Genomic DNA, 24,406 nt, shown 5'->3' on the forward strand with positions numbered 1-24,406 from the left:
TCAGGACGAGTCCGGCTCCTCTGACGGTGGTCGCGGTGCGTTGTTGAGTTCCGCGACCAGGCGGCGGTTCACCGCTCGAGCAGCGTCGAGCTCGTCGGTGCGCTCGCGCAGCGCCACGACCAGATCGGCCACGCGCTGGACCAGCGCGTCCCGTTCACGCTCGACCGCCTCTATATCCGGGCCAGCGCCGAGTCCGGAGACCTGCCAGATCTGGTGACCCAGCTGTCGAGACAAGCGCGCCTCCAGCTCACGTACCCGCACACCGGCCCGTCGTGCACGATCCTGGCAGTGAGCGAGATCGGCCCGCAGAGACGCCTCGGTGACCCGGTCGGCAGGGCTCTGGCCAGGCTCGGGACCACGGGTGCTGATCTCACGAAGCAGCTGAACAAGATCGGGATGACGGTAGACGTAGCTTCGGTGCACCCCGGCTCTACGGGCGATCGCAGAGACCGACGCGTCGAGCTGGCCCTCGGCCGCTTGGGCGATCACCGAGGCCACGCGCCGATGCCGCCGCTGCGCCGCGTCGCCCGGGCGCGCTGGAAGTCCGACTGAGCTTTCAGTCGCCATGGCTTATTCCCGCGAGCGAAGTCTGGCTGTGGCGGATGGTCGGCATCCCGAGACCGACAGTGGCACCGCGGGCCCGCCGCACGACGGTGACCGCATCGCGTAGCGCTGCCTGTTCGCGCTCACCGAGATCGCCGAGCTGGTGGGTGATCTGGCTGATGAGGGCGCGGATCCTGGTGATCTCGGCATCTGAGGGGGTCGCCTCGCTGATGGCCCAGCTGTCGGCACTCGTCAAGCACGCGAGTCGCTCGCGGTTGCGCAGCAGATCGGCCAGGTAGGCCTCGAGGTCGGGGAGGTAGGAGGCGTCGGTGCGGAAGTGGTCGCAGCCCACGCAGCGGAACCGGACGGGGCAGTCGTCGCCGCCGGCGGCGACATTGGTCGGTTCAGTGCAGATGCCATACGGCACGGCGACCTCGCCGACGGCGCGCCGAGCGCGTTCGGACTCGAGTAGCGCGCTGGCGTGGTGCCAGGTGCGGTGTCCGTGGCGGTCGAATTGCAGGGCGGTGACGCGGTCGACGGCGTCTCGGCGACGAGTCTCGGAGACGCGGTAGTAGCCCTGGGTGGTGGCCATGCTGGTGTGGTCCATCAGCTCGCACAGCACGTCGACGGCGATACCGGCGTCGGCGTGGCGTTGAGCGTAGGTGTGGCGCCAGGAGTAGGGCTGGATCCGCTCGCGCGGGAACGGCAGCGCCCGGGTTCGGGTGTGTCCGTCAACGATCTCGGCAGCCAGCGCGGGGAGCTCGGGCAGCGAATTGGCCCAGCGGCGGTGGTTGTCGCGCAGGTAGTAGATCGTGATCGGGCGGCGCCCATCATGGTTCTTGAGTGGGGACGGCAGCAGGACCAGTTCGCTGGCAGGTGTGCGCGGGAAGCGTGCCCGGACTCGGGCTTGCTGAGTGGCGATGATCGTCGCGGTGGCCTCTGGGATGGGCAGACGGCGTCCGTAGCGGCCGGTCTTGTAGTTGTCCCACAGCAGCACGGGTTTGTCGTCGGTGTCGTGGTCGAGGCACTCCAGCCTGAGGGCGACGATCTCACCAGGACGGCGGCCGGTGTCCATCAGCAACTCGACCGCGACCCGGAACTCAGTGCTGGTTGCCGCCTCGAGTGCCGGCAGGGTATCGATCAGGGCGGTCACGACCTCGGGGGGAAGGTCCCGGCTGGCCGGGTCACGATGGTGAGCCGGCATGTCGTCGGGTTCGAGGGCGAAATCATCGGCGAGCCCGTGGAGAGGGCCGGCAGGGCGAGTCAGACCACCGGAACGCATCCGGCGCAGGACGAACGCGATGTGGGTGCACTCGCGGTGACGTGTAGTCCGGGTGATCCGACCGGTCGCCTGCAGGTGGCCCATCCAGTTCAGGAACTCCACGACGTCGTGCCGCCCGAGTCGGTGCAGGTCACGGCCGTGGTCGTCCCGGTGGCGGACCAGACTGGCCGACAGGCGGACGATCGCGTTGACGTGGGTCTGCATCCGCGTCGCCGCGGTGCGGCTTCGGGCCTTGGGCAGCTCGGCGAACACCCAATGTTTCGCAGCCTCACGCAACCAGTTCTGGGTGATGCGGTCGAAGCGGACCGCGCCGGCGTGGCCGACGCTGTTCAGCGACCATCGGTCTGAGTCCCAGCAGGTGAGCGGATCGCAGTCGCGGTCAGCGACGGCGGTGACGACGAGGTTGCGTACAGCGCGGGTCGCGGTGTCGAGGCCGACGTCCGGCAGGTCGGAGGTCCTGATGGCCCCCAGGCGTAGCAGCCGTACCGCGAGCCCGCGGAAGATGCGGAAGCTGGTCTTCGTGCCGTTCTCGGTCCGATGCTGGAGCCCGTAGAGCAACTCGGTCACCACCTGGTCGGCTAAGCCGAGCAAGCAGACCGCGTTGTCCTCCGAGACCGCCGGCTCGGTACGCCGCCACCGCTGCTCGTCAAGACCGGGGTCAAGCCGGCGGTGCTTCCGCAGCCGCTCCCGATGCGGGCCGCAGTACGGCCCGCTCGTGGCCCGATCGCGCGGGCACGCCCCGACCTGGCACTGCCCCCACCGCGCCAGCGGGGTGACCCGCGCATCGACCAGGAACGCCTCCAGCTCCAGACCCAGGTGACGGCGCTGCCGCAGGTGGCTCCGGCACAACGCACCCGGCTCGGTCAACCAGGGCCGTTCACAACCCGCCACCCGACACGGCCGGACACCCCACGTTCTGCGCTCTCGGTAGGTAGTGGCGATGTAGGTATCGAAGTCCGGCCGGCCGGCGGCGCGATAGTAGTTCGCGCAGTTCGCACACAGCGGGATCTGCGATGCCGTCGGTTTCCCGCACCCGCGCACGCGACACGGCGTCCAGCCCAGCTGCGGGTGCTCGGCCGGGAACACCACGGTCCGACGCGACCAGTCCCAGCCGATCAGATCCAGGAACTGCGGCGACAGGCTCTGCTCCAGCGGCTCCGGGCCACTCCTGCCGCCCGGCAGCAAGGTGCCGGCAACGGTACGAAGCGCTGCGGTCATCGACGGACCAGCTCGATGCGTCCCGACAGTGCTGGGACCCGAGTCACGGCCGCCCGCAGACGGTCGCGGTCAGGATGGATGTAGACCTGCGAGCTCGACGGGTCGGCGTGACCGAGCAGACGCTGGACCTCGTCGACGCTGCCGCCGGCATCGATGACGTTCGAGGCGAACGCATGCCGCGCCATGTGCGGGCTCACCGCCCGATCCAGCCCCGCGCTGCGAGCCAGGCGCGTCATCAGCTCGTTGACCGCGCCCAGCCGCATCGGCGCGCCCACCGGAGCCCGCCACAGGTTCACCAGCAGGAAGTCTGAGGACGCGGCTGCCAGACATGACCCACGCTCGGCGGCGTAGAGATCCGCGGCGGCAACCACGAGCCCATCCACCGGCACCTGCCGAGGACGACGGGACTTCGCCCGGGCGCCGTTGCTGTTCTCGCGCTGCACGACGTGCACATGTGACCCGCCAACCCGACACCCGAGAGACGCGTTGTCGACCAGCAGATGCAGATCCCCCCGTCGTAACCCGACGACCTCGCCGCGCCGAAGACCCGCTCGCGCCATCAGCAACAGGAGCAACTGATCTCGCGCACACCGGGCGGCACCGAGCATCGCCACCACTTCGGCGTCACTGAGTCGCTCTACCGCCCGCACCGGCTCCCGCATCCGGTGCAGCGCCGCCAACCGGACGGTCAACTGCGAATCTTCCCCACGGGCAGCGCCCGGGAGATCGCGAGCATCGGCGACCTCATAGAGCTGCCCGACGACGTCGCGGTCTACCTCACCTGCCCGCACGGCAAACAGATAGAAGCCGCGGACCGCGATCAGCACACCATTGATCCGGCGCTCGCCGCGTACCGCTGCGGCACCGGGGCCGGGCCGCGCTACCTCCCCGCCGCTCGAGCCAACAGGGGTGTAGCGCAGCCAGAGCATGAACGACGAGACCTCGCCCGCGGCGAAGCGCCAGTCCCGCCCGGTCCGGCCGCACCAACGTAGGAACAGCGCCAAAGACCCCGCGTACGCCTTCGTCGTCGACTCCGCGCGGTCTCGTCCCAGCCGCAGATGCCGGAGGTAGCGATCGACTGCCTCCACCGGATCCCACTGGTCATCGATCACTGTCCAATAGCAACAACCGGATGGCAGCCGTACAGGGAATGCGCGCATCGGCCCACGCCTCGCTCTCCCGTGGCGTCGCTGCCACGTTGCGCGACGTAGCTACACCCCTAGAGATCCGTCGCACGTTCGCCACGCCGGATCGCTCCTGCGACATCACACGACAGGGATGCCACCCCAAGAGAAGGCACACCTGTCTCGTCGCAGTGGTCGGGTGGACAGCGAGCCGAACACGACAGCGCGACATGGCCGCACTGACCCTGGCACTGCCCGATGAGCACGGACAGCTGCACTTCGCCGGCGACGTGGGCACTGGCTTCACCGCCGCAACACGACGAGAGCTGCTCGAACTTCTGGCCGAGCGAGCGCAGCCCTCCCCCGCCATCGCCGTACCGACCGGCCGCAGCCGATGGGCCAGCCCTACACCGATGCACCTGCGCCGCTGGGTACGGCCGGGGCTGATCGGAGAGATCGCCCACCGACAGCGGACACCGGACGGCCGCTTCCGGCACCCCAGCTGGCGCGGGCTAAGACCCGACCGCGACCTGGACGACCTCGACCCCGTGTAACCGTCAGACCCGAGATCAGAGACCGGCAGCAGTGGCGTCCAGGGCACCCGAGCCCAGAGCGCTCGGCTGGGCCCGCCGGCCCGGTGACGGGTGATGACAGGATCGGGCAATCGTGGGCGAAATCGTGCGGGTCAGGTGTTGCGGCTGGGAGTGGGTGGGAACCGACCGGGCCCACTGCTGCCGCCGCTTCGGCGGCTGCGGGGCCGTCTTCGACGACCCCGAGCTCTGGGACACCCACCGGCCGGCCGGGACCTGCCTGGATCCTCGAGAGCTGGGGCTGACCCAGACCAAGAACGGCATCTGGCGGCGTCGCCAGGACTGTCCTCGGGCGTGAAGCAAGTCCAGCCGAGCAGTCGGGATTCGGGGGCTGTTGCGCTCCCACCCCGCAGGGCTTATCGTTCTTCGATAATATCGATTTGCGATAAGGAGGGCATGCGATGAAGCTGACTCAGGCGAGCGCGAGCCTCACCGTGCTCCGGGTCCTTCTGGGCATATCCCTGCTGTGGCTGGTCGTGGTCGCCCCGCTCATGCTGCTCACCACGGTCATCGGCGCGACGGTCGGCTACGGCGCCGGCGGAGCCGGCCTTCGGGTCCCGGTCGCGTTCGACGCTCCCGCTCGAACCGGGTTGGCGCAGCCCCCCATCGGAGCCAACGTCTTGGACCCGCGAGCCTCGCTGGGCAGCGCGGAGATCCCCCTCGCCACCACTCCCCTGTCGGTTGCCCTTCCCGCTGGCATTCTGCTCGTCCTGGCCACGCTCGCTGTCGTTCCTGCGGCCATGCGCGCCTTCGGGATCACCGGGCGGATCACTCACGGTGGAGTGGACCGACGCGTCGTCGTCCTCGCGCGTCAGCTGCCTCTCTTGGTGGCCGGTGGAGCGCTGCTGTGGTCGGTGTTCGCTTCCGCAGCGTCGGTCGTCACTGTGAGCGGTCTCGGAGATGGCTCCCTACGTGCCGTACTCAGCCTCGCGCCCCTTGGCTGGGGCCTCGCGACGGCCTTGCTGACGGCCGTACTGAGCGAGTCCCTGCGGGTCGGCCTCGAGTACAAGGAAGAGAATGACTTCACCGTCTGAGCAGGACGAGCCGACCGTGACAGTCACCCTCGACAAGGTCCTTCGCAACCGAGAGATGACCTTGACCGAACTCTCCCAGCGCGTCGGTATCACGATGGCCAACCTCTCGAACCTCAAGACAGGAAGAGCCCGTGCGATCCGCTTCAGCACGCTGCAGGCACTCTGCCGCGAGCTGAACTGCCAGCCAGGCGATCTGCTGCTCTACACCCGCACCACCGCATCCGGCGACCCAGACACGTCCTGAACCTCCGTCCGGTTCTGGCACCAGTTCGCGACGTGGGGCGATCCCCCGCCAGCGTCGGACCGTGGGTGCCGGGGTGAAGTCCGAGTCGCTGCCGGTATCCAGCCCCACCCTTGCGGTACCCGAGCGGACCGCCCTGTTCGTTCGGGCTCAACCGGCGCCCGGGCGGGAGGGAGGCTCACCGAGCGTGTTGGCGGGCAGCGTCGTGGATCTCGGTCAGCGCCTGCTGGAGGTGGGTGACCGCGCGGCGGACCTCGATCGGTAGGGGGCGGCCGTTGGACAGCTCGACCCGGGCCGCGGTCAGGACGTGCACCACCGCCGAGCGCAGGCAGCTCGGCAGCTCGTGCAGCGTGCCCGCGAGGTCGGCGGCCTGCTGATAGCCGCGCATCTGCTCCTCCAACAGCCCATCGCGCGCAGCCGGTGCCGGGCCGCGCTGGTCGGCTCGCTCGGCCGGCCGCCGCGGCCGCGGTGGTGGGCCCGGGTCCTTGCGGTGCGCGGGCGTCGGGGTGTGGCGGGCGGCCCAGGCCAGCGCGCGGGCGTGGAGCTCGACCGCGTCACGGCCCACCGCCATCGGCGCCGCCGGGGAGTCTGCGGGGCCGGCCTGTGCGCGGCGGCGGCGGCGAGCGGCGCGCTCCTCGGCGTCACGGGGACGCAGCGGGCGGGGCGCGTCGAGCTGATTGGCGTGCTCGTCGCAGGCGAAGCACAGGAACAGCCGCGGCTCGGGCTCGAGGACCAGCCGCAGCCCGGCACGGGTCACCGGGCACCGGCAGGCCCGGGGGTCCTGCTGCCCCGCCGAGGACAGCGCACACCCCGCGACATCGGTCTGGAACCGGGTGGTCGGTGGTGTCGGCAGGCCGGTCACGATCGTTCCCCCTCGTCGCCGCAGCATGAGCTGAACGCGCCGCGGGGGAGCACGGAGCGACCCGGTCACTCTACGAGCCGGCCGCGCCCGCGCCACCTTGCGGCTGCCCGCTGAGCGGCACCGCCGCTGGCAGGGGCGCGCGCTAGACCGAGACCCTGAGCCGAGGAGGACGACATGCCCACACCCCGTACCACTGCGGGCACCCAGCCCGCTGGTGTGCACGGTGCAGGATGGCCAGTGTGAGTGAGGAGACCGCACCGCAGGACGTTCCGACCGTGAGAGACCGGCTCGCGTGGCTCGGCGAGGACGCCATCGCGCAGCACTTCGCCGCGGGCCGTATCCACCTCGACGGGGAGCAGGTCACCGACCTGGACGCCCCGGCACCGAAGGGGACGCGGCCGGTGCTCAAAGCGAGCTGAGCCCGTCTGTCGTGGGCTACGTCTCCCGACCGACCTGTGGACATCCAGATCTCAGACCGGCCCCGGGGCATCGCTGACCGCGCCACGCTGGATCTTCCCTGCTGAATCCTATAACCTCTCCCAGTATCACAGAATGGATCGCAGGATGAGGGGTCAGCCGCGTCGTGGGCGTGCGCGGATCGGCGTGGCTGTTGGTGCTGTGGCGGTCGCCCTATCCGTGCTCCCCGCCCAGGAGGCTGGGCCAGCGGTAGCGCGGGTGGCGGCTGTCGGCGCCGATCGGGCCCCGAACGGGGCCACCTCAGCTGTGCTGGCGGCGATTCCGCTGGGCGGTCTGGAGGTCCCCGATCCGCTCGCTCTGGACTCGGGTGGTCGCGTCACCAGCGTGCGTCAGTGGGAGCGGCAGCGTCGCCCGGAACTGTTGAATGCCTTCCAGGAGAACGTCTACGGCACGACCCTGCCGGCCCCGACCGGGACGACCTACCGCGATGCCGGCGGCAACGGCTCGGCGAAGAAGGTCACGATCACGGTCACCGGGCCGCAGGGCAGCGCGAGTTTCACCCTGCGGATCTTCACTCCGTCCTCGGGTAAGCCGAAGGGCACGTTTCTGCTGATCGACCACCGCGGCTCGGTCGGCGACGATCCGAGCTCGGGCGGGTACGCCCCGGCTTCGAAGATCACTGGTGCCGGGTACGCGCTGGCCGCGCTCAACGCCGAAGAGGTAGCTCCGGACGACGCAGGGTCCTACCGCGACGGTGTGATCAATGCGTTCTACCCGGCAGGGCAGGATCTCCCGGCCGATGCGGGCCGCACGATCAGCGCGTGGGCCTGGGGCGCCAGCCGGGCGATGGACTACCTGCAGACCGCCGACGCCGCGAGCACGGGCATCGACCCGAGCAAGGTCGCAGTGATCGGTCACTCCCGTGGCGGGAAGGCCGCGTTGTGGGCCGGCGCCCAGGACCCCCGGTTCCCGGTGGTCATCTCCAACAACTCCGGCTCGACCGGCGCGAAGCTCGCCCGTCGTGACTCGGCCGGTGAGTCGATCTCGGCGATCAACTCCCAGTTCCCGCACTGGTTCCCCGAGACCTACAAGCGCTTCGACGGCAACGCTGACGCACTGCCGGTGGACCAGAACGAACTGCTCGCGCTGATCGCGCCCGGCCGGGTCGTGGTCGCCTCCGCCGCCGACGACGGCAACGCCGACCCCCAGGGCGAGTTCCTGTCCTACCTCGGTGCCGCCCCGGTCTACGAGCTCTACGGTCTCGGAAACACCGGCTTGTCGAGCACCAGCTGGCCACCGGCCACCGGGAAGAGCTTCCGCGGCCCAGGCATGAGCTACCACCTGCGCTCGGGAGGGCACGGACTTGAAGACGCCGATTGGGACATCTACCTCGGCAGCAACCTGTTCACCCGCTAGACCCCGGCGCCACGGCCGCCGTCTCACCGCGGTGGCCCTCGCGGGGGTCATCGCAGTGGCCGTCGCTGGGGCGTCAGTCGCCTGCACCGCGACCAGGCCCGCCGCCCCCGCTACGCCGTCGCCTGCCCCCAGGCAGGAGTTCGACCCGCCGACCGTGTTCGGCCCGGCGCAGCTCACCCTCGCCGGCCGCACCGGGCTCCCTGCACCGCAGGCCCTCGACGGCGTCTACGGCTGGTCCCTGACCGACGCCGGCCTGACCCGGGTCGACCTGACCACGGGCGAGGTGATCGTGGGCGGATTCCCCCGGGCTCCGCTGTTCCGCGGACTGGACCTGTCCCGACCGACCGCGATCGGCGCTCCGGAGATCCTGGGTGCACCGGTGCTCGCTGACCTGCCCAGCGGACGGCGTGTGCTCGCAGCGTGGCCGGTCGAGCAGCCCGGCCAGGGCACCACCCCGTCCCAGCGCGGTATCGAGCTCATCTCGGCCGACCCGAAGACCGCCCAGACCCTCACCTCGACGACGGTTCCGTTGCCCCGATCCTGGCTCGAGGAGTCGCTGACCGGGTTCACCGTCTACGTCACAGGTGTCGTCGGCACCACCGCGGTCGTCAGCGCCGCGGCCGCCGATGCCGCCCTCACCGCCGCGGTCGACCTGCCCACCGGTCGGCTGCTGTGGTCGACCCCCGACGTCGCCGCACAGCTACTCACCGACGACACCGTGGTCGTCAGGCTCCGCGACCTCGCCCGCAGCGAGCTACGAGGCCTGGCCCTCGCTGACGGCCGGCCCCGCTGGGCCGGGATCGCCGGCAGCTCCGTCTCGCCACTCGGCACCTCCCGGGCCCTGGTAGACCTACGCACCCTCGACAACGCCTGGGGCGGCAGCCAAGTCATCGACACAGCCACCGGCCGCGAGCTCGACAGCCCGCTCAACGGACAGCCCGGCTGGACCTGCCGCCGCGACCAACAGTCCCTCACCGTGTGCTCTCTAGCCCCCTACAACGACACCGACGCCGTACTCGGCTTCGACGACAACGGCACCGAGCTGTGGCGCATCACCCGAGACACAGGACGGGTCGTCCCGACCGTGACAACGGCCTGGCACGGCATGGTCTACGGCTACACCGACAACGGCCCCGTCGTCCTCGACGGCCGCACCGGAGCCGACCACCCCACCCCGTCGCCCGACGCCCCGATCCTGGTCAACGGCTACTTCGCCATCACCGCCGCACCAGCGGCCACACCAGAGCAACGACCGAACTACCGCCACCCGTCAACCCTGGTCGCTCGACCGACGGTCGGGTGAATGGGGCCTTAGGACCGCGCTGCCCCGGCACCCGGATCGTCCCGAGGGTCACGATCCTCTTCTGCCGTGCCCTCGCGGTGTGGCTCGATCGAGTCGAGGTCGCCAGTGGAAGGGGCCCCGTCGTCGTAGTTGCGGGCGCGTCGTTCGGCTTCCCGAGCGATGGCGGACTGCCACCTGGCGGCGACGTGTGCGGGGACGTGGAGCGGCTCGTGGGCGTTCGGCGGATCGGGGAACTCTGCTTCGACCTCTGCCAGCGCCTTGGCTATGCGGGCGGCGAGCTCGGAATTCTGCTCCATCGGGATGGTGAGCCGTTCCTCGTGTCGAGCCGCGTCGTGGTCGCGCGATCACCTCGGGCCCGACTGTGCCCGGAGCGAAGAACGCTCGGGTGCGGTCGTGGGCGGTGATCTCACAGCAGTGGCGGTGGATGCTGGTCAGTAGGGGAGACTCTCGAACGATGCTAGATGGTTCCCGGGGCGGCGCTGGTCTTCTGAGCCCGTTGCTTCGCACGGGCGGCGTTGGCACGGTTGATCCGGCTTCGGACGGTCCCGATAGGAATGTCGAGTACTTCAGCAGCCTCGGCGTACGACAGTCCGTTGATCTTCACCAGCACGAAGGTCCGCCGCCATTGAAGGGGGATCTGCGCAAGGGCCGAGGCGATACGTTCCCGGTTTGCGACGATGACTGCGGGATCGCCGCCGACCTGTTCGGCTTCAGCGAGTTGCGTCCCGTCGATCTGGACCACGCGATTTTGATCGCGGCTGCGGCTGCGCGCGGCTGTGCGCGCAGTGTTTTCGACGATGGTACGGAGCCAGGCCCCGACCGAGCTGCGCCCGGAGTAGGTATGCGCGCTGCGAAACGCACGTATGAGACTGTCCTGCACCGCGTCGTCGGCGTCGTGATGGTTCTCCAGCACTCGCAGCGCCACGACCCGCAGAAGTGTGCGGTGACGCCGGATCAGCTCGTTGAACGCCTGGGGGTCGCCAGCGAGATGGGCGTGCATCAGCATGCAATCGTCATGAGAGGCACAGGTTTCGTGCGCGGCTGCGGCAGCCAATGCGGCGTGGGCAGGCCGCGATGAGCAGTGCCTCTTCGTCAGCGGCTCACTGCTGCGAGCCGTCGGAACTAGTTCCTCTGGCGTACTCGGTGCTCGCGTTCGCGCGAGTGTGCTGGTGCAGTTGGGCATGTGGGGCTACCTCTGCTTATACGATCTCCTCCGGGGCTGCTCAGCGTTGCGAAGCGGGGACGCACGGTGTGCGGTGTCAGTCCGAGGTGGAAAGATCTTGCAGGCTGCGGCGGGTGAACTCACTGATCACTGAGAGCGCAGCGGGCAGTGTCCGAGCTCGCCGCCAGACGAGGTTTCACGCCCCGATCCAGGCCGGGCCTGCGCCCGACCTGATGGGCGAGAGCTGGTAGGTCAGAGGTGATTGCGCAGCTCAGAGCCGGTGAACGTGTTGCTCAGTGAGAAGGTTGGTGGGGTGTAGGTGGCTGCACCAGAGTGGTTCGTGGGCTACCTGGACGCGTTGCGGCGCGTTCCCGGGTCCCGGCCGGCTTCGGCACGTGCGCTCGCTGAGTGGGCTGCGCAGATCGGCGATGACGAGGCGCCCTCGCGTCCGACGGTCAACCGCTGGGTAAGTGAGCCTTTGCCAACCTGATCAAGCGTTGGCGATCACGAGGGTCTGAACTGCGGCGATGAGTTCGTCGGCCCGGTTCGGGCTGGAGCGGATCTTGCGGAGGACTTTCCAGTTCTTCAGTTCGGCGTTGGCCCGCTCGCCCGGTCCGCGGCGGCGGGCGTGCGCGGCGTTGACCTCCTTCTGCGCCCGCGACAGCCGCCGGTAGCGGCCGGTGTCGGGGTCCTTGCGTCGCCGGCGCTGGGGAACCGCGACGGTCGGGCCGGCGCCCTGGTAGGCGGTGTCGGCTGCCGCCCGGATCTGGTGCTGGTCCAGAGCATCGATGATCCCGTGCTCGCGGGCGGCTCCCATGTCGTGTCGTGCACCGGGCAGCGGCGGGGAGATCCACACCAACCTGCCGATCGGATCGGCGATGACCTGCACATTCAACCCGTGGGCCTTGTGTTTCCCCGAGTAGAACGCGCGGTCGTAGCCGCCGGCCATGCCGACCCGATCGATCCGCAGCAGGGTCCCGTCGAGGATCACGAACGCCTTCCCGATCGCGACCTCGATCGCCTGCTCCAGGGTCGGGGCCATCGCGGCGAGCAGCCTGATCGCCTCGCGCAGGTAGCGGTACACCGTCGAGGTCCCGACGCCGAATCCACAGGCCAGATCCGCGTAGGTCTCGCCCTTGCGCAGGTGCGCGATCACCAGCAGGGCCTGGCGGCCCGGGGTGAGCTTGCGCCACCGGGTGCGGCGCTGGTTGCGGTGTGCGCGCAGCGCGTCGGACAACACGTGCAGGGCGCGGCTGGACACGGTCATCCCGGACGGGTAGGACAGCACCTTGAAGCTCCTGGTCAGGCGGTCAGATCTAGTCAATCGCCCGTCTACCAGGAGCTTCACCCATCTCAGGTCACGCCACGCCGGACACTCGCTGACCAGTACGAACACGAGGTTGGCAAAGGCTCAGTGGCACGACGTTGCCGACCGATTTCCGTGCCCTCGAGCTCGTGGTTCAGGGAGTCAAGGAGCACACGAAGAACCCGACGCGCCAGCAGCGCGAGACGCTGCTCCGGCCTGCGTGGTGGCGTGAGGCCTATCAGAAGGCGGTCCGTGAGTCCGGGCGAGGGAACGGCGGTGAGCGCACTCCCCAGGTCGTCTATCAGGGCCTGGAACCGTTCGGACGCGACGACGCCGCCCGGTTCTTCGGGCGCGACCGGGAAATCAAGGCGATGCTCGGACGGCTGGATGCCCTGCAGCGCTCGCCGGATAGCGCTGTGCTGGCCGTCCTCGGGCAGTCGGGGATCGGGAAGAGCAGTCTGCTGGCGGCGGGTTTGCTCCCAGCGTTGGAAACGCGTGGCCTCCCATCGAGCCCAGAGGTTGCCTCCTGGCCAGCGGCTGTCATCACGCCCGGCTCGACGCCGCTGCAGAATCTACGGGAATTCTGGGAACGCCACGCCGCGTCGTCGGACAGCGGAGATGAAACGGCTCCGAGGAACGGATCGATACTCGTTGTCGACCAATTCGAGGAGGTTTTCCAGCTCGACCACGTAGTTCGACAGCAATTCGTTGCAGAGCTTTTTTCTGCCGCCTCCTCCCCGACTGGAGGCGGCGAGAGCGACCCCACCGCGCTTGTAGTTATCGCCTGTCGCAACGAGTTCTATCCGGAACTTCGACAGCTCGCCTTGCTCAAGCCCGCGGTCACGTCCGCGGAGCTGGTGTATGAGATCGACTCCGCGTGATCTTGGTTCAAGTTTAGGCGGTCATCGCCTCGGTTGTCATCGGCGCGCCGGTGGCCTGTGCGGGTTCGGTGCTGATGATGCGGATGCGGGACTTGGCGAGTAGTTCCAGGCCCATGTAGCGGCGGCCCTCGGTCCACTCGTCGCTCTGCTCGGCGAGCACGGCACCGACCAGGCGGATCAGGGCCGGGCGGCTGGGGAAGATCCCGACCACGTCGGTCCGGCGGCGGATCTCCTTGTTCAACCGTTCCTGGGGGTTGTTCGACCAGATCTGGCGCCAGATCTCCCGCGGGTAGGCGGTGAAGGCCAGCAGCTCGCCGCGAGCGGCGTCGAGGTGCTCGGCCGCCTCGCGGTACTTGCCATCGAGGGCGTCGACGACACGGTCGTACTGGGCGGTGACGGCGTCGGTGTCGGCCTGGTCGAAGATGGTGCGGACCTGGGTCGCGACGTGCGGCTGCGCGGACTTCGGGACCCGTGTGAGCAGGTTGCGCAGGTAGTGGGTGCGACACCGCTGCCAGGCCGCGCCTGGCAGCGCCGACCCGATCGCGGAGACCAGCCCGGGATGGGCGTCGGAGGTCACGAGCTGGACCCCGGACAGCCCGCGCGCGACCAGCCCGCGCAGGAACGCCAACCAGCCCGCGCCGTCCTCGGCCGAGGCGACGTCCAGGCCGAGGATCTCGCGATGCCCGTCGGCGTTGACCCCGGTCGCGACCAGAGCGTGCACGTTCACCACGCGGCCGTCCTCACGGACCTTCACCACCAGCGCGTCGACCCAGACGAACGTGTAGGGCCCGGCATCGAGCGGGCGTTCCCGGAACGCTGCGACCTGCGTGTCGAGGTGGGCGGCCATCTCCGAGACCTGCGAGCGCGACAGCGACTTGACCCCGAGCTGCTCGGCCAAGCGTTCCACCCGACGGGTCGACACTCCGAGCAGGTAGGCCGTGGCCACGACGGTGACCAGAGCCTGCTCGGCGCGGCGGCGGTGAGTCAGCAACCAGTCCGGGAACATCGAGCCCTCCCGCAGCTTGGGGATGGCGAGCTCGACGGTGCCGGCGCGGGTGTCCCACTCCCGGGCCCGGTAGCCGTTGCGGCGGTTGGTCCGCTCGGGACTGCGTTCGCCGTAGCCGGCGCCGCAGACCTGATCGGCCTGCGCCGACAGCATCGCGTTCGCGACCGTCGTGACCATCTGCCGCAACAGATCCGGCGACGCGTCGGCCAGCTGCTCCTCCAGCAACCGCGCAGGGTCCATCATGTGTGGTGCGGCCATCGTGGTGATCCTCTCCGTGAGTTCCTTGGTCGGTACTCATGAAGATCACGCGGTGGCCGTCTCACGTCACGACGCCACGCCGCTCACCAGCGAAGAACCCGTACACCACCTCCGGGGACGTGACCAAGCCCGCCCTCGATGCACCGTTCAACCTGGATCCTCTAACGGGGGAAGCCCTGGCCGAGGCCATCCGTGAGCCGGCACGCCGGGCGGGGATCACCGTCGGAAACGATCTGGTGAACCGATTGCTCGCCGACGCGGGGGTCAGAGACGGCGGCCTGGTCGAGGGAAAGTTGCCGCTCATCTCTCACGTCTTGCGTCTGATGAACCAGTCCGGGCCAATGACGGTTCGTTCCTACGAACGAGTCGGGGGCATCGACGGGGCGGTCGCGCACACCGCAGATCAGGCCTGGGAGGAGCTGCGGCAAGCCGGGCTCGAGGACGCCGCGCTGGCGTTGCTGGTTCGCCTGGTACGAGTCGGCGAGTACCCCGGCCATGACACCCGCCGCCCTCTGGATCGCGCCCAACTACCCGGCCTCGGTGATGGCCCCACAGGCCAGGCCCTGGAGATCCTGGCCCGGGCGCGTCTGATCACCATCGGCGAGGACACAGTCCAGATCACCCATGAGGCCCTCATCCGGGCCTGGCAGCTACTGCGCGACACGATCGACTCCGAACGAGCTGACCTCGTGCTTCGTCAGAGCATCGCTTTGCGCGCGCGGCAGTGGGACGAAGCCGGACGGCCACCGGAACAGCTCCTCCGCGGAACGGTGCTTGCCGATGCTCATCGAGTCATCGACACAGGGGTACACGCCACCGTCGCCGACGACATGGCGCGCCAGTTCCTCGATGAGGCTGATCGGCAGGAACAGCTCGCGGCGGCGCGTCGCCGTCGCCAGTGGATCGCTGTCGTCGCTGCCGCGGTCCTCATCGTGGCGGCAGGCACCGTGGCCGTCATCTCGGGCATCGCGGAGCGACAAGCCTCCCAGCGGGCGATCCTCTCCGAGGTGATCGCACACGCCAAGCAGCTCGCCGACACTGACACGTCGATGTCAGCGCAGCTGTGGCTGACCGCCTACCGGATGCAGCCCACCCCCGACCTTTACACCGCCTTGCTCAGCACGGAAAACACGCCTCTGTCCCGGCAGCTCCTGGGCCACACCGGCAACGTACGAGCCGTCGGACAGATCGACAAGACGATCATCAGCACGTCCGCAGACGGCACCATCCGGCTCTGGCCGTCTACGCCTACAGACGCTGCACCGACGACACTGAACGAGCCCGGCCCGGTCACCAGCATGGTCACCGTTCCCCAGCGACACATCATGATCACCGGGGCTGGAGGGCGGAACGGTACGGCTAGCACGATCCGGGTCTGGGGCATGCGCGATGGTCAGCACCCGGAACCGCTGTCTCCGGAGCTACCCGTCGAGCGCGGCAAACAGGTCAGCGGCCTGGCCACCAGCACTGACGGTCGTCTACTAGCCATCGTGACCACCGACGGCAGTGCTCGTCTGTGGGAGATCGGTAACCCCGCGCGCCCCGCCGACCTCGGCTCTCGCCTCCCAGGCACAACCACGGCCGTCTATGGCAGCAACGTCGCCATCAGCCCCGATGACCGCACACTGGCCGTTGCCGGGCCCGACGGCTCGACCAAGCTGTGGAACATCACCGATCCACAGCGCCCGGCAGAGCTCTCGCCGCTGCCCAGCGGGACGGGGATCGCTCATGCCGTGGCGTTCAGCCCCACCCGGAACATCCTGGTCACTGGCGGTGGCAATAGCTCGCTACGCCTCTGGGATGTCGCCGACCCCGCGCAGGCACGGCTGCTCGGCGCCTCCCGAGGGGGGCCAGACGCCTCGCCCTCCATCCTGTCCTTGGACATCAGCCCCGACGAACAGACCGTCGCAGTGGGTGGTGCAGACAACATGGCGACCCTCTTCAACATCAGTGATCCGACGCGCCCCTTCCCCCTCGGCGAGCCACTGGCCGGGCATGAACGCGGGGTGGCCACCGTGGCCTTTGCCGAGGGCGGACGCACCCTGATCACCGGGAGTGCGGACGACACCGTGCGGATCTGGTCGCTTCCCACGACACGCCTGGCAGGAATCGCTGGCAATGCGACCGCGGTGGTGTTCAGCCACGACAACAAGACATTGGCCGTCGGAGGAGGGAAGGGCGACCGCTCAGTCCACCTGTGGGACGTCACCGACCCCACGTTGCCGAAACGCGCGTCCGGCCCGCTGCCGGCCGACGGCGACGTGGACTCCATCGCGATCACTCGGGACGATAGCGTGCTCGCGGCGGCCAGCGGCCCAGTAGTTCGAATGTGGAACATCCACGACCCTTACAGGCCGGTTCGCGCCGGACCAGACATCAGACTCCCCGCTGTCGCGGCTGGGCTGGCCATCAGTCCGGACAACCGGACCCTGGCGGTCGGGTCCACCGACGGTCTCACCCGGCTGTTCGATCTCAATGACCCAGCACGGCCGACTCAGCTGTCCGAGCCCCTCGTGTCCACCCCTGGCGAGTTGGTCACGACCGCCGCATTCACCCCAGACGGCCGGATTCTCGCTACCGCGGGCAACGATCACGACGTGCGACTGTGGGATGTTTCGGTGCCGTCGCAACCACGACCTGCCGGAATCCTCCGCGGCCACACCGACAACATCTTCAAGATCGCGATCAGCCCCGATGGAACACGGTTGGCCAGCGTCGGCGCCAACCACACCGTCCGTGTCTGGAACATCGCCGACCCTGCGCAACCACGCGAGGAGCCTCCGCTCCTTGAGCAGACCGAATCGGTCGGTGGGGTGGCGTGGAGCTCGGACAGCGCCCTGCTCGCCACTGGCAGCAGCGACACCACGATTGCATTGTGGGACATGACCAATCCGGACGGCGGACGCCTCGTCGGGACGCCGATCACCGGCCACACCGACAACATCTACGCCGTCAGCTTCGGTCCCCCTGGTGTCCTGGCCAGCGGTGGCCGCGACCGCGTCGTCCGTCTATGGGACCTGAGCGTCGATCGCGCGATCAGCCGAATCTGCTCAAGTACCGCCGATGCCCTTACCGAACGGGCGTGGGATACGTTCGTGTCGCCAGATCGCTCCTACGACCCGCCCTGCCCAGCCTTCGCCAAGGCCGGCCATACCTCCAACGCCTGGCGGTAGGCGACCGGAGCGCCGGGCGCCGGGTCCACCCGCCACACCTTGTCGACGTCGGCCTGACGTACCGGGGGCAGACGGTTGCTGAGATCAGAGACGACCACCGCATCACGCCACTGCGGGTCGCGAGCCAGAAGCTGTACCGCCACGCGTGCTTCGTTCAACTCGCCGACACATTCGAATGGCTTATGCCCACTCATCCCGACGAGCTCCCGATAACCGGAAATCTGCTTGGAGTCATCGAGCAAATTGCGCCCCTGAATTGAGACCAGGCGCTCGGCAGACATGAACGGAGCCAGTCCTAGGAAGACGAACCGGCATTTCGCGCAGTCGTTGCACCATCGCCCACCGCCCGGCCGCCGAGCTGCAACATTGCAGCTAGTCACAACGTTGTCGTATCGCGACGTCGCAGCGAAGAGTCGAGAGATCACCAACTCCGACATTCCACCGAGCAACGAGAAGCTAGCATGGTCGATCCCCGCATGATCTCGGACCGCCTCATTGAGCAGCTGCTCAGCCTCGAACGTCTTCGACCACTGATGATTGATCGAGCGGCCGCACCAGACTGTGTTTGCCTCGCTTGCCGACCGCTCGTTCGCCATTACGACCGGACCTAGCCCGTGGAGCACGGAAAGAGCCACCCCAGCGATGGAGTTGATCGCAGTCACCGGGACGTGGCCGATGCGCAACGTGTTGTTCGCCAGCTTCCGCAGCATGTCCTCATCAGGACGTCGTGTGACCGCGAAGGCACGACCGCGAGTCGCTCCCGCAGAAAGGGTGAGCGGTCTCGCGCCACGACCGCGTTTCTCCACCATGAAGGTTGCAGGCTCGAACCCGGCAGCAGACAACACTTCGAGGGCGACGAGAGAGTCCCGGCCACCTCCCATTCCAACAAGCGGCGGACGCCCGGAATCTGCATGGTCACAGCGCGGGGATAGAGATTCTTTGAAATTGGCTTTGAGTGGCACCTCTAGCACGTGTTCCAGCGACCAGCGATATGCGAACTCGGCTAGCCCGTCGCGATACAAGTGCTGGGCCCACCTCACTGCTGCCGGGGCGAGTGAAACCGACTCGACAGAAACTGACCTCGGCGCCACTGCTTTATAGTAGATGGTCCCGGTTGCAATATAAAGCAACTCAAGAACGCGCTCGAATGTCTCTCTCTGCTCCTGTGCGGGAACGGCCTCCGGAAGAGGAAAGACGACTACGTCGGTAAAAGATAGCTCCTCATGGTCGCCCTCGTGCCGAAAGTTGAACTCTGCGACTCCGCTAGTCCAGTCAAACCGCAAGCCTACGTATACAAAAGTGTGAATTCCTGCGAATCGACTCTCATCCAGCAAGTCCATGGTCCCACCCACTTCGTCGTCCCCCCGCAGCACACTCCGAGCCTCGGGTAGCTGCCGGTGACCGGCCAGGCCAGTTCTCGATCACGCTACCGCCCTCCGCCGGGCCCGCACTGTCCTACAGCCGTCGGCCCCTCACCGCGAGGTATCTCGCCAGCACCGAGGGCCATGGCTTAGGCCCTGCGCCATGTCGCTCTGCTCGAAAGGTCTTGCGTCGCGGGAACTTTCGGCGCAGCGACTTGAGTCTCCTCGTGGACCACCCCCTCCGGCTGCACCTCAGCGGCACGGAGGCACGAGCAGGAACGGAGGAGGAATGCGCCAGCCAAGTGCTGCGTTTCGGGGCTCCCTGGGCCGTTCTCACCCGTCTGCTCCCCGGCAGGAAGCGACGCGTCAGCTTGATGCAGTGCCAGCAGCCCTGCTCAGCCGGCTAGAGCAGGAGCTGACATCGCTATCCAGCCTCACCGTCCACGCGCTGACATCAGTTCGTGGCGCAGTTGGATCGAGTCGGAGCGCGCGTCCTAGCCCACCGGGTGAGACCACGGGGCAGTGGCTGGCCCTTGCCGCCGAGGCCCTCGATTCGGCTATCGCAACCCACCAGGCGTTGCTCGGAGGTACCGCAACCACTCAGGACGAGCGATGAGCTTGTTCGCTGGTCTGCATCCGTCGCAGGTCCTCAACGATGCGTGCAAGGGACCTGCGGGTCTCGGGGCGCAGCTCGCTGATGCCGCTGACCAGTGCGGCGAGGTCGGGGTCGCGCAGCTTCGCCAGAAGCTCGTGCTCTTGAGCCGTCGCAATCGGGTGTGGGTCGTCGAGGAAGTAGGAGACCGAGACCCGGAAGTACCGGGCCAGCGCCTCGATGGTGCTTCGGCGGGGGTTGGTGTTGCGCCCGCGCATCAGGGTGTTCAGCGTGGCGCGCGAGACCTGGCCACCTACTCCGGCGATGCCCTCGACGATCTCGTCGAGGTAGAGGGCGCGGGTGCTGCCGGGTGGTCGGGCGAGACGATTCAGCTTGTCAGCCAGCGTCCGCGGCGCGTCACTAGCCAGCGCTTCGTCTGCCACCAGGTCACCCCCACATGCGCACGCCGCCTCGCGATCTCGACACGAGATGTCGTGACGCTAGCGGCGCCCAGCCACGGATCCCAGCCGGGGCGCTCCGCGACCGGATAGAGCCAGGAGCACTGAACACGATCGGTTGACGAACGGTCACCGTGCGCGGATAGTATCCCGCGGATCTTATAAACAAGATAAAGAGCTAGCTCTGAATCTAGAAGCATGAAGGAGTCGTGGTCATGGCGCTTCGGTCGCGGCGAGACTGTGCAGGGCGGAGGGCGTGATGCCGATTCGTTCCCGTCCGGTGCCGACCAACGGTGCGCCCTGGCGGACAGCGCCGGGGCGCGGCTCCGATGGCGCTGCGGCCCCGGCGCCACAGCCGGGCAGCCCCGCTCCCGACCGCTACACAGATCTGCACACGCACCGAGACGTCGACGACCACCACGGTCCGGCCCCCACGCGGCTCCGACCGTCCACGCCTCACCAGGCTCCCGACCAGACATCTACTGCGAGCCCCACCGACTCGCCCGTCCGCGACAGCTCTCAGAACACCGCCCCGGCCCCTGTAGAGCCCGTAGCAGAGGACGTGGCGGTCGAGGAGCAGCCAGCAGCGACCGAGAGCAGCCATCGGCACGCCCCCGAGTCCGAGCCCGAGCCCGAGCCTGCCGATGAGCTTGCCCGGCCCCAGGTCCGGCTCAACGCTGACCTGCCCCGGGCCAAGCCCTCGCCCCGGGCCGCCCGAGGCGCCGGCACCACCGCGGTGGTTCGCCGTTCTGCGGGCGAGGAGTTCTTCTCGCGCTCGGTGCGGTCGCTGGAGCCGATCTCTGATCTTGAAGCGGCCAGCTTCGCCGGGCGTTTCGCCACCGACTTCCAGTCCTTCGATGAGGACGTCCCGAGTCGTCGGGCAGAGGTGCTGCGGCCTCTGCTCGCTGACCCCCAGGCCAGCACCTGGGGGTGGTCGGGCGCGGGCAGGCAGCGCGCCGACTCACCACTGCCGGGCCGGATCTACCGGCCCGGCGACACGGTGGTGTTCGTCGAGGTGATCGTCCGGGTCACCACGTACGCGCGCGCCTGCCCGCCGCCCGAGGCCCCGCGCCCCGCCGGGTCCGCAGAGGTGGAGCTGTCCGGGCTGCTCGGCCCGTCGTGCGCCCCGCCCGAGGCGGACCCGGCGTGGACGGCGGTCGAGGCGAACTGGGTCCGGATGACGGTCCCGATCACCCGTGACGACGGCGGCCACCTGGTCGTCGACCCGCACCTGCGTCCCACCGATTCCTCCTGACCCCCACCACGAGGTAGCTGCTGATGTCCTCCCCCACGTCCTCACCGAACGGCACCAACAACACCCCTGCCGCCCCGTCCTGGCTGGACGCGGGCGCGGCGTGGGCCGCCCCGGCCACCGGACACGACGGGGCCCAGGTCCCCGCGACCAAGCCCCCGGCCACGCAGGCGAGCGCGGCGACCACCTCGCCAACCACCGGGCCGAGCAGCCCGCCGTCCCGCCCCGCGCCTGCGCCGGAGCGCTTCCGCGACGAGCCACCGCTGACGGACGCGGCGCCCGCTGCCGAAGCGGCCCGGCCGGCGCCACCGTCTGCGCCGGCGGCGGCGCCGGCGCCGGCGGCCCCCGCGTCCCTCCCCGCTCATCAGGGTGCGGGTCCCTCGGAGGATCAGCAGGCGTTCCGCCCGGCGTGGGATGAGCAGACCGGGGTGCTGTCGGGGGTGGTCCGCGAGCGTCGTTCCCGTCCTCAGCAGGGATGGCGCCACTTCGCCTACCAGCTGACCGGCGGCCGCTGGAACCCCGGACTGTCCGAGGCCGAGGCCCGGCTGCGTGACCAGCTGCAGAAGATCCGGACCCCGCTGCCCGGCCCGCACAGCGTCGTCGTCGGCTCCATCAAGGGCGGGATCGGCAAGACCACCGTGTCCGCGCTGCTCGGGCTCGCGCTCGCGGAGTACCGCGGGGACCGGGTCATCGCGATGGACGCCAACCCCGACGCCGGCACCCTCGGCGACCGCCTCGTCGGCGAGACCCTGGCCGCGAAGACCACCGTGCGCGACCTGCTCTACGCCCTGGACGAGATCCGCGCCCACACCGACCTGGCCGGCTACACCCATCTCGCCGGGCGCCTGCAGGTCCTCACCAGCGAGCAGGAACCGGAGCTGTCGGAGACGTTCTCCGCGGGCGACTACGAGGCCGCGCTGCGGCTGCTGGCCCGCTACTACAACGCGATCATCACCGACTCCGGAACCGGGATCGTGCACTCGGCGATGCAGGGCAGCCTGCGCCACGCCGACTCCCTGGTCATCGTCGGTGCGCCGACCAACGACGGCGCCTCCCGCGCCGCTCGCACCTTCCGCTGGCTGGCCGCCAACGGATACCGCCACCTCACCGAGGACGCGGTGGTGGTGCTGTCCTACGACCGCCACAGCCCCGACATCGACGACCGCGTGATTCGCGACTTCTTCGCCGAACGCTGCCGCGCGGTGATCGTCCTTCCCCCGGACCCGCACCTGCAGGCCGGCGGGATCATCGACTTCGACGCCCTCACCCCCGCCGCGCGCGACGCCGCGCTCGAGCTCGCCGCGACCGTCGCCGAGGGCTTCCAGGGCCGGCGCACCCACGGGCTGGCCAGCCACGGGTTCCGCACCCCGCCGACCGACCCCGGTGGTCCCCGGTGATCAGTCCCCAGCTGGTCGTGGGCGCCGCGCTGGCGCTCACCACCACCCTCACCGCGTCCGGGCTCGTGCCCGCCGCGGCGCCCGAGGGTGGCGTCGAGTGCGGATGGCGGATCACCGCGGTGCACGTACTCGCCGAGCTCAGCGGGGACACCTCCCCGCGTGCGGAGAAGCTGCGCCGCGCACTGCTCGACGTCGGCGCGAACAAGCCCGGCTTCATCCCGGCCCAGTGCTACGAGCCCGGCACCGGCGACTCAAGCGGGTCCGGCTCCGGCGGGTCCGGTGGGTCCAGCAACGACTCCAGCGACACCGGCACGGCCCCGAGCACAGGCAACGGCTCGGGCAGCAACGACTCCGGAGGCACCGGCTCCGGAGGCACCGGCTCCGGCGGCACCGGCTCCGACCCGGGGAACAGCTCCGGCGACGGGACGGGCTCGGGCGGCGGAGCTGCCAGCAAGTGCAAGACCACCGCGGCGGACACGCTCGGCTGGGGCGAGCCGAAGGTGGCTGATGAGTTCGAGGGCACCTCGATCTCCGGGGACTGGAACGCCTACGACGGACCCGGCCACGGCGGCAACGGCCGCCGGACCCCGGACGCGATCAGCGTCGCCGACGGGCAGCTGACCATCACCGGCTCGGAGAACGGCGACGCAGGCGGGATGGCCTGGTCGCCCCACAGCCAGCAGTACGGGCGCTGGGAGGGCTGCGCCCAGTCCCCGCCCGGGGCCGGATCGCTGCACACCCTGTTCCTGCTCTGGCCGACCGCGGAGAACTGGCCCGAGGGCGGCGAGGTCGACTTCATGGAGATCTCCGACGGGACCCGGCAGAAGGTCGAGGGCTTCCTGCACTACGGCTCGGACAACTCCCAGACCCAGGGCTCGGTCGAGATCGACGCCACCGAGTGGCACGCCTTCGCCGTCGAGTGGACCCCGGACAAGATCACCTACCTCGTCGACGGCGAGCCGTGGTTCACCGACGACGACAAGTCCCACAACCCGCCCGGGCCGATGCACCTGACCATCCAGCTCGACTACTTCGGCGGTGACACCTCAGGCGGTGCGGCGATGCACGTCGACTGGGTCCGCCAGTACGAGCTCACCGGCGGCGGCGCCTCGGTCGGGGTCGATGTCTCGGCCGGGCAGGACGGCGTCGACGCCGGCGCCGATGTCTCCCTCGGCGGCGGTGACGGCGACTCCACCGGTCAGAGCAGCGACGACCGCAGCGGCGGCGGCTCCGGCGGCGACAGCGACCGCGGTGGCGATGGCGGTGGCGACCGCGGTGACTCCGGTGGCGGGTCCCGCGGAGGTGACTGACCGACCGACCTGCTCGTGAGACAGCCCCCGGATCACCTGACAGAGGACCTGTGACATGCCCTGGAACCGCACACCGCGCCCCTCGTGGGCCGAGCACCTCCCCCCGTCCTCGCGCGGTCCTGCCGCGCGCCGCGCCGCGGTCGCGGTGCTGACCGCCGGAGCGCTGGTCGGGGTGACCGCGTTCTCGCTGAGCCCGCTACCCGCCCAGCTCGGCCTGACC

The 24,406-nt window shown here is 69.3% G+C and carries 21 protein-coding genes; 12 read left to right on the forward strand and 9 right to left on the reverse strand.

Going from position 1 to position 24,406, the window contains the following annotated elements:
* The 3 genes from ZF1_RS28030 to ZF1_RS28040 are packed head-to-tail and all read right to left on the reverse strand — an operon-like array spanning position 1 to position 4,155.
* Complete coding sequence (locus ZF1_RS28030) at positions 1 to 498, reverse strand: hypothetical protein (protein ID WP_345649209.1); 498 nt, start codon at positions 496 to 498, stop codon at positions 1 to 3.
* 58 nt (positions 499 to 556) lie between these two features.
* The gene (locus ZF1_RS28035; RefSeq protein ID WP_482638803.1) at positions 557 to 3,043 is read right to left on the reverse strand and encodes a tyrosine-type recombinase/integrase; all 2,487 of its coding nucleotides are present in this window, start codon (positions 3,041 to 3,043) and stop codon (positions 557 to 559) included.
* Entirely contained in the window at positions 3,040 to 4,155 is a 1,116-nt protein-coding gene (locus ZF1_RS28040; protein ID WP_357441011.1) for a tyrosine-type recombinase/integrase, read from the reverse strand. Before ZF1_RS28040 ends, ZF1_RS28035 begins: the two co-directional genes overlap by 4 nt.
* Positions 4,156 to 4,397: 242 nt before the next feature.
* Here ZF1_RS28040 and ZF1_RS28045 point away from each other — a divergent pair, with 242 nt between their 5' ends.
* The 4 genes from ZF1_RS28045 to ZF1_RS28060 all read left to right on the forward strand — a co-directional run bounded on the left by ZF1_RS28045 (position 4,398) and on the right by ZF1_RS28060 (position 6,035).
* On the forward strand, positions 4,398 to 4,721 hold the full coding sequence (locus ZF1_RS28045) for an ATP dependent DNA ligase (RefSeq protein ID WP_281010783.1): 324 nt from the start codon (positions 4,398 to 4,400) through the stop codon (positions 4,719 to 4,721).
* Positions 4,722 to 4,845: 124 nt separating this feature from the next.
* On the forward strand, positions 4,846 to 5,055 hold the full coding sequence (locus ZF1_RS28050) for an FDXHR family putative zinc-binding protein (protein WP_482638804.1): 210 nt from the start codon (positions 4,846 to 4,848) through the stop codon (positions 5,053 to 5,055).
* A gap of 103 nt (positions 5,056 to 5,158) precedes the next feature.
* On the forward strand, positions 5,159 to 5,791 hold the full coding sequence (locus tag ZF1_RS28055) for a hypothetical protein (protein WP_281010782.1): 633 nt from the start codon (positions 5,159 to 5,161) through the stop codon (positions 5,789 to 5,791).
* A gap of 16 nt (positions 5,792 to 5,807) precedes the next feature.
* Positions 5,808 to 6,035: a helix-turn-helix domain-containing protein gene (locus tag ZF1_RS28060; RefSeq protein WP_435827813.1), complete on the forward strand. Its 228-nt coding sequence runs from the start codon at positions 5,808 to 5,810 to the stop codon at positions 6,033 to 6,035.
* Positions 6,036 to 6,210: 175 nt separating this feature from the next.
* Here the strand turns inward: ZF1_RS28060 and ZF1_RS28065 are convergent, their stop codons facing one another.
* Positions 6,211 to 6,894 (reverse strand): hypothetical protein, encoded by a 684-nt coding sequence (locus tag ZF1_RS28065; protein WP_224404237.1) that lies wholly within the window; start codon positions 6,892 to 6,894, stop codon positions 6,211 to 6,213.
* Positions 6,895 to 7,133: 239 nt separating this feature from the next.
* Between ZF1_RS28065 and ZF1_RS28070 the strand changes: the two genes are divergently transcribed.
* The 3 genes from ZF1_RS28070 (at position 7,134) to ZF1_RS28080 (ending at position 10,030) form a co-directional block, all read left to right on the forward strand.
* Positions 7,134 to 7,313 (forward strand): hypothetical protein, encoded by a 180-nt coding sequence (locus ZF1_RS28070; protein ID WP_224404236.1) that lies wholly within the window; start codon positions 7,134 to 7,136, stop codon positions 7,311 to 7,313.
* Between the two features lie 217 nt (positions 7,314 to 7,530).
* Positions 7,531 to 8,727 (forward strand): glucuronyl esterase domain-containing protein, encoded by a 1,197-nt coding sequence (locus ZF1_RS28075; RefSeq protein ID WP_405421982.1) that lies wholly within the window; start codon positions 7,531 to 7,533, stop codon positions 8,725 to 8,727.
* A gap of 154 nt (positions 8,728 to 8,881) precedes the next feature.
* The gene (locus ZF1_RS28080; protein ID WP_357441000.1) at positions 8,882 to 10,030 is read left to right on the forward strand and encodes a hypothetical protein; all 1,149 of its coding nucleotides are present in this window, start codon (positions 8,882 to 8,884) and stop codon (positions 10,028 to 10,030) included.
* Between the two features lie 457 nt (positions 10,031 to 10,487).
* Here ZF1_RS28080 and ZF1_RS28085 read toward each other — a convergent pair whose 3' ends face one another.
* Positions 10,488 to 11,036 carry an RNA polymerase sigma factor gene (locus ZF1_RS28085; protein ID WP_224404233.1) on the reverse strand — a complete coding sequence of 183 codons (549 nt, stop codon included), beginning with the start codon at positions 11,034 to 11,036 and terminating at the stop codon, positions 10,488 to 10,490.
* A 646-nt stretch (positions 11,037 to 11,682) separates the two neighbouring features.
* Complete coding sequence (locus ZF1_RS28090) at positions 11,683 to 12,480, reverse strand: transposase family protein (protein WP_345651138.1); 798 nt, start codon at positions 12,478 to 12,480, stop codon at positions 11,683 to 11,685.
* A 167-nt stretch (positions 12,481 to 12,647) separates the two neighbouring features.
* Between ZF1_RS28090 and ZF1_RS28095 the strand changes: the two genes are divergently transcribed.
* Complete coding sequence (locus ZF1_RS28095) at positions 12,648 to 13,379, forward strand: nSTAND1 domain-containing NTPase (RefSeq protein ID WP_482638805.1); 732 nt, start codon at positions 12,648 to 12,650, stop codon at positions 13,377 to 13,379.
* A 13-nt stretch (positions 13,380 to 13,392) separates the two neighbouring features.
* Here ZF1_RS28095 and ZF1_RS28100 read toward each other — a convergent pair whose 3' ends face one another.
* Positions 13,393 to 14,643, reverse strand: a complete 1,251-nt coding sequence (locus tag ZF1_RS28100) for an IS256 family transposase (RefSeq protein WP_281010701.1) — start codon at positions 14,641 to 14,643, stop codon at positions 13,393 to 13,395.
* A 119-nt stretch (positions 14,644 to 14,762) separates the two neighbouring features.
* On the opposite strand from ZF1_RS28100, the gene ZF1_RS28105 reads away from it, so the two are divergent.
* Positions 14,763 to 17,816, forward strand: coding sequence for a WD40 repeat domain-containing protein (locus ZF1_RS28105; protein ID WP_482638806.1), 3,054 nt, complete (start codon positions 14,763 to 14,765; stop codon positions 17,814 to 17,816).
* On the opposite strand, the gene ZF1_RS28110 is transcribed toward ZF1_RS28105, so the two are convergent.
* Both ZF1_RS28110 and ZF1_RS28115 read right to left on the reverse strand, forming a co-directional pair.
* A complete protein-coding gene (locus ZF1_RS28110; RefSeq protein ID WP_482638807.1) occupies positions 17,756 to 19,156 on the reverse strand; it encodes a MurL-like N-terminal domain-containing in 1,401 nt (466 codons plus the stop codon). The genes ZF1_RS28105 and ZF1_RS28110 overlap by 61 nt on opposite strands.
* Positions 19,157 to 19,777: 621 nt before the next feature.
* A complete protein-coding gene (locus ZF1_RS28115) occupies positions 19,778 to 20,212 on the reverse strand; it encodes a helix-turn-helix domain-containing protein (protein ID WP_281010775.1) in 435 nt (144 codons plus the stop codon).
* Positions 20,213 to 20,789: 577 nt separating this feature from the next.
* Between ZF1_RS28115 and ZF1_RS28120 the strand changes: the two genes are divergently transcribed.
* The 3 genes from ZF1_RS28120 to ZF1_RS28130 all read left to right on the forward strand — a co-directional run bounded on the left by ZF1_RS28120 (position 20,790) and on the right by ZF1_RS28130 (position 24,186).
* Positions 20,790 to 21,482, forward strand: coding sequence for a hypothetical protein (locus tag ZF1_RS28120; RefSeq protein WP_281010774.1), 693 nt, complete (start codon positions 20,790 to 20,792; stop codon positions 21,480 to 21,482).
* Positions 21,483 to 21,907: 425 nt separating this feature from the next.
* A complete protein-coding gene (locus tag ZF1_RS28125) occupies positions 21,908 to 22,876 on the forward strand; it encodes a MinD/ParA family ATP-binding protein (protein WP_405421977.1) in 969 nt (322 codons plus the stop codon).
* The gene (locus ZF1_RS28130) at positions 22,873 to 24,186 is read left to right on the forward strand and encodes a glycoside hydrolase family 16 protein (protein ID WP_281010772.1); all 1,314 of its coding nucleotides are present in this window, start codon (positions 22,873 to 22,875) and stop codon (positions 24,184 to 24,186) included. The genes ZF1_RS28125 and ZF1_RS28130 overlap by 4 nt, the downstream gene beginning before the upstream one ends.
* Positions 24,187 to 24,406 lie beyond the last annotated feature (220 nt).

The sequence above is a fragment of the Pseudonocardia sp. ZF1 genome (assembly GCF_056835605.1).

What these genes read in the sequence shown, in the direction of transcription:
- ZF1_RS28045 (WP_281010783.1), top strand. Translation starts at nt 4,398, where the DNA reads ATGGCCGCACTGACCCTGGCACTGCCCGATGAGCACGGACAGCTGCAC.
- ZF1_RS28055 (WP_281010782.1), top strand. Translation starts at nt 5,159, where the DNA reads ATGAAGCTGACTCAGGCGAGCGCGAGCCTCACCGTGCTCCGGGTCCTT.
- ZF1_RS28085 (WP_224404233.1), bottom strand. Translation starts at nt 11,036, where the DNA reads ATGCTGATGCACGCCCATCTCGCTGGCGACCCCCAGGCGTTCAACGAG.
- ZF1_RS28100 (WP_281010701.1), bottom strand. Translation starts at nt 14,643, where the DNA reads ATGGCCGCACCACACATGATGGACCCTGCGCGGTTGCTGGAGGAGCAG.
- ZF1_RS28110 (WP_482638807.1), bottom strand. Translation starts at nt 19,156, where the DNA reads ATGGACTTGCTGGATGAGAGTCGATTCGCAGGAATTCACACTTTTGTA.
- ZF1_RS28035 (WP_482638803.1), bottom strand. Translation starts at nt 3,043, where the DNA reads ATGACCGCAGCGCTTCGTACCGTTGCCGGCACCTTGCTGCCGGGCGGC.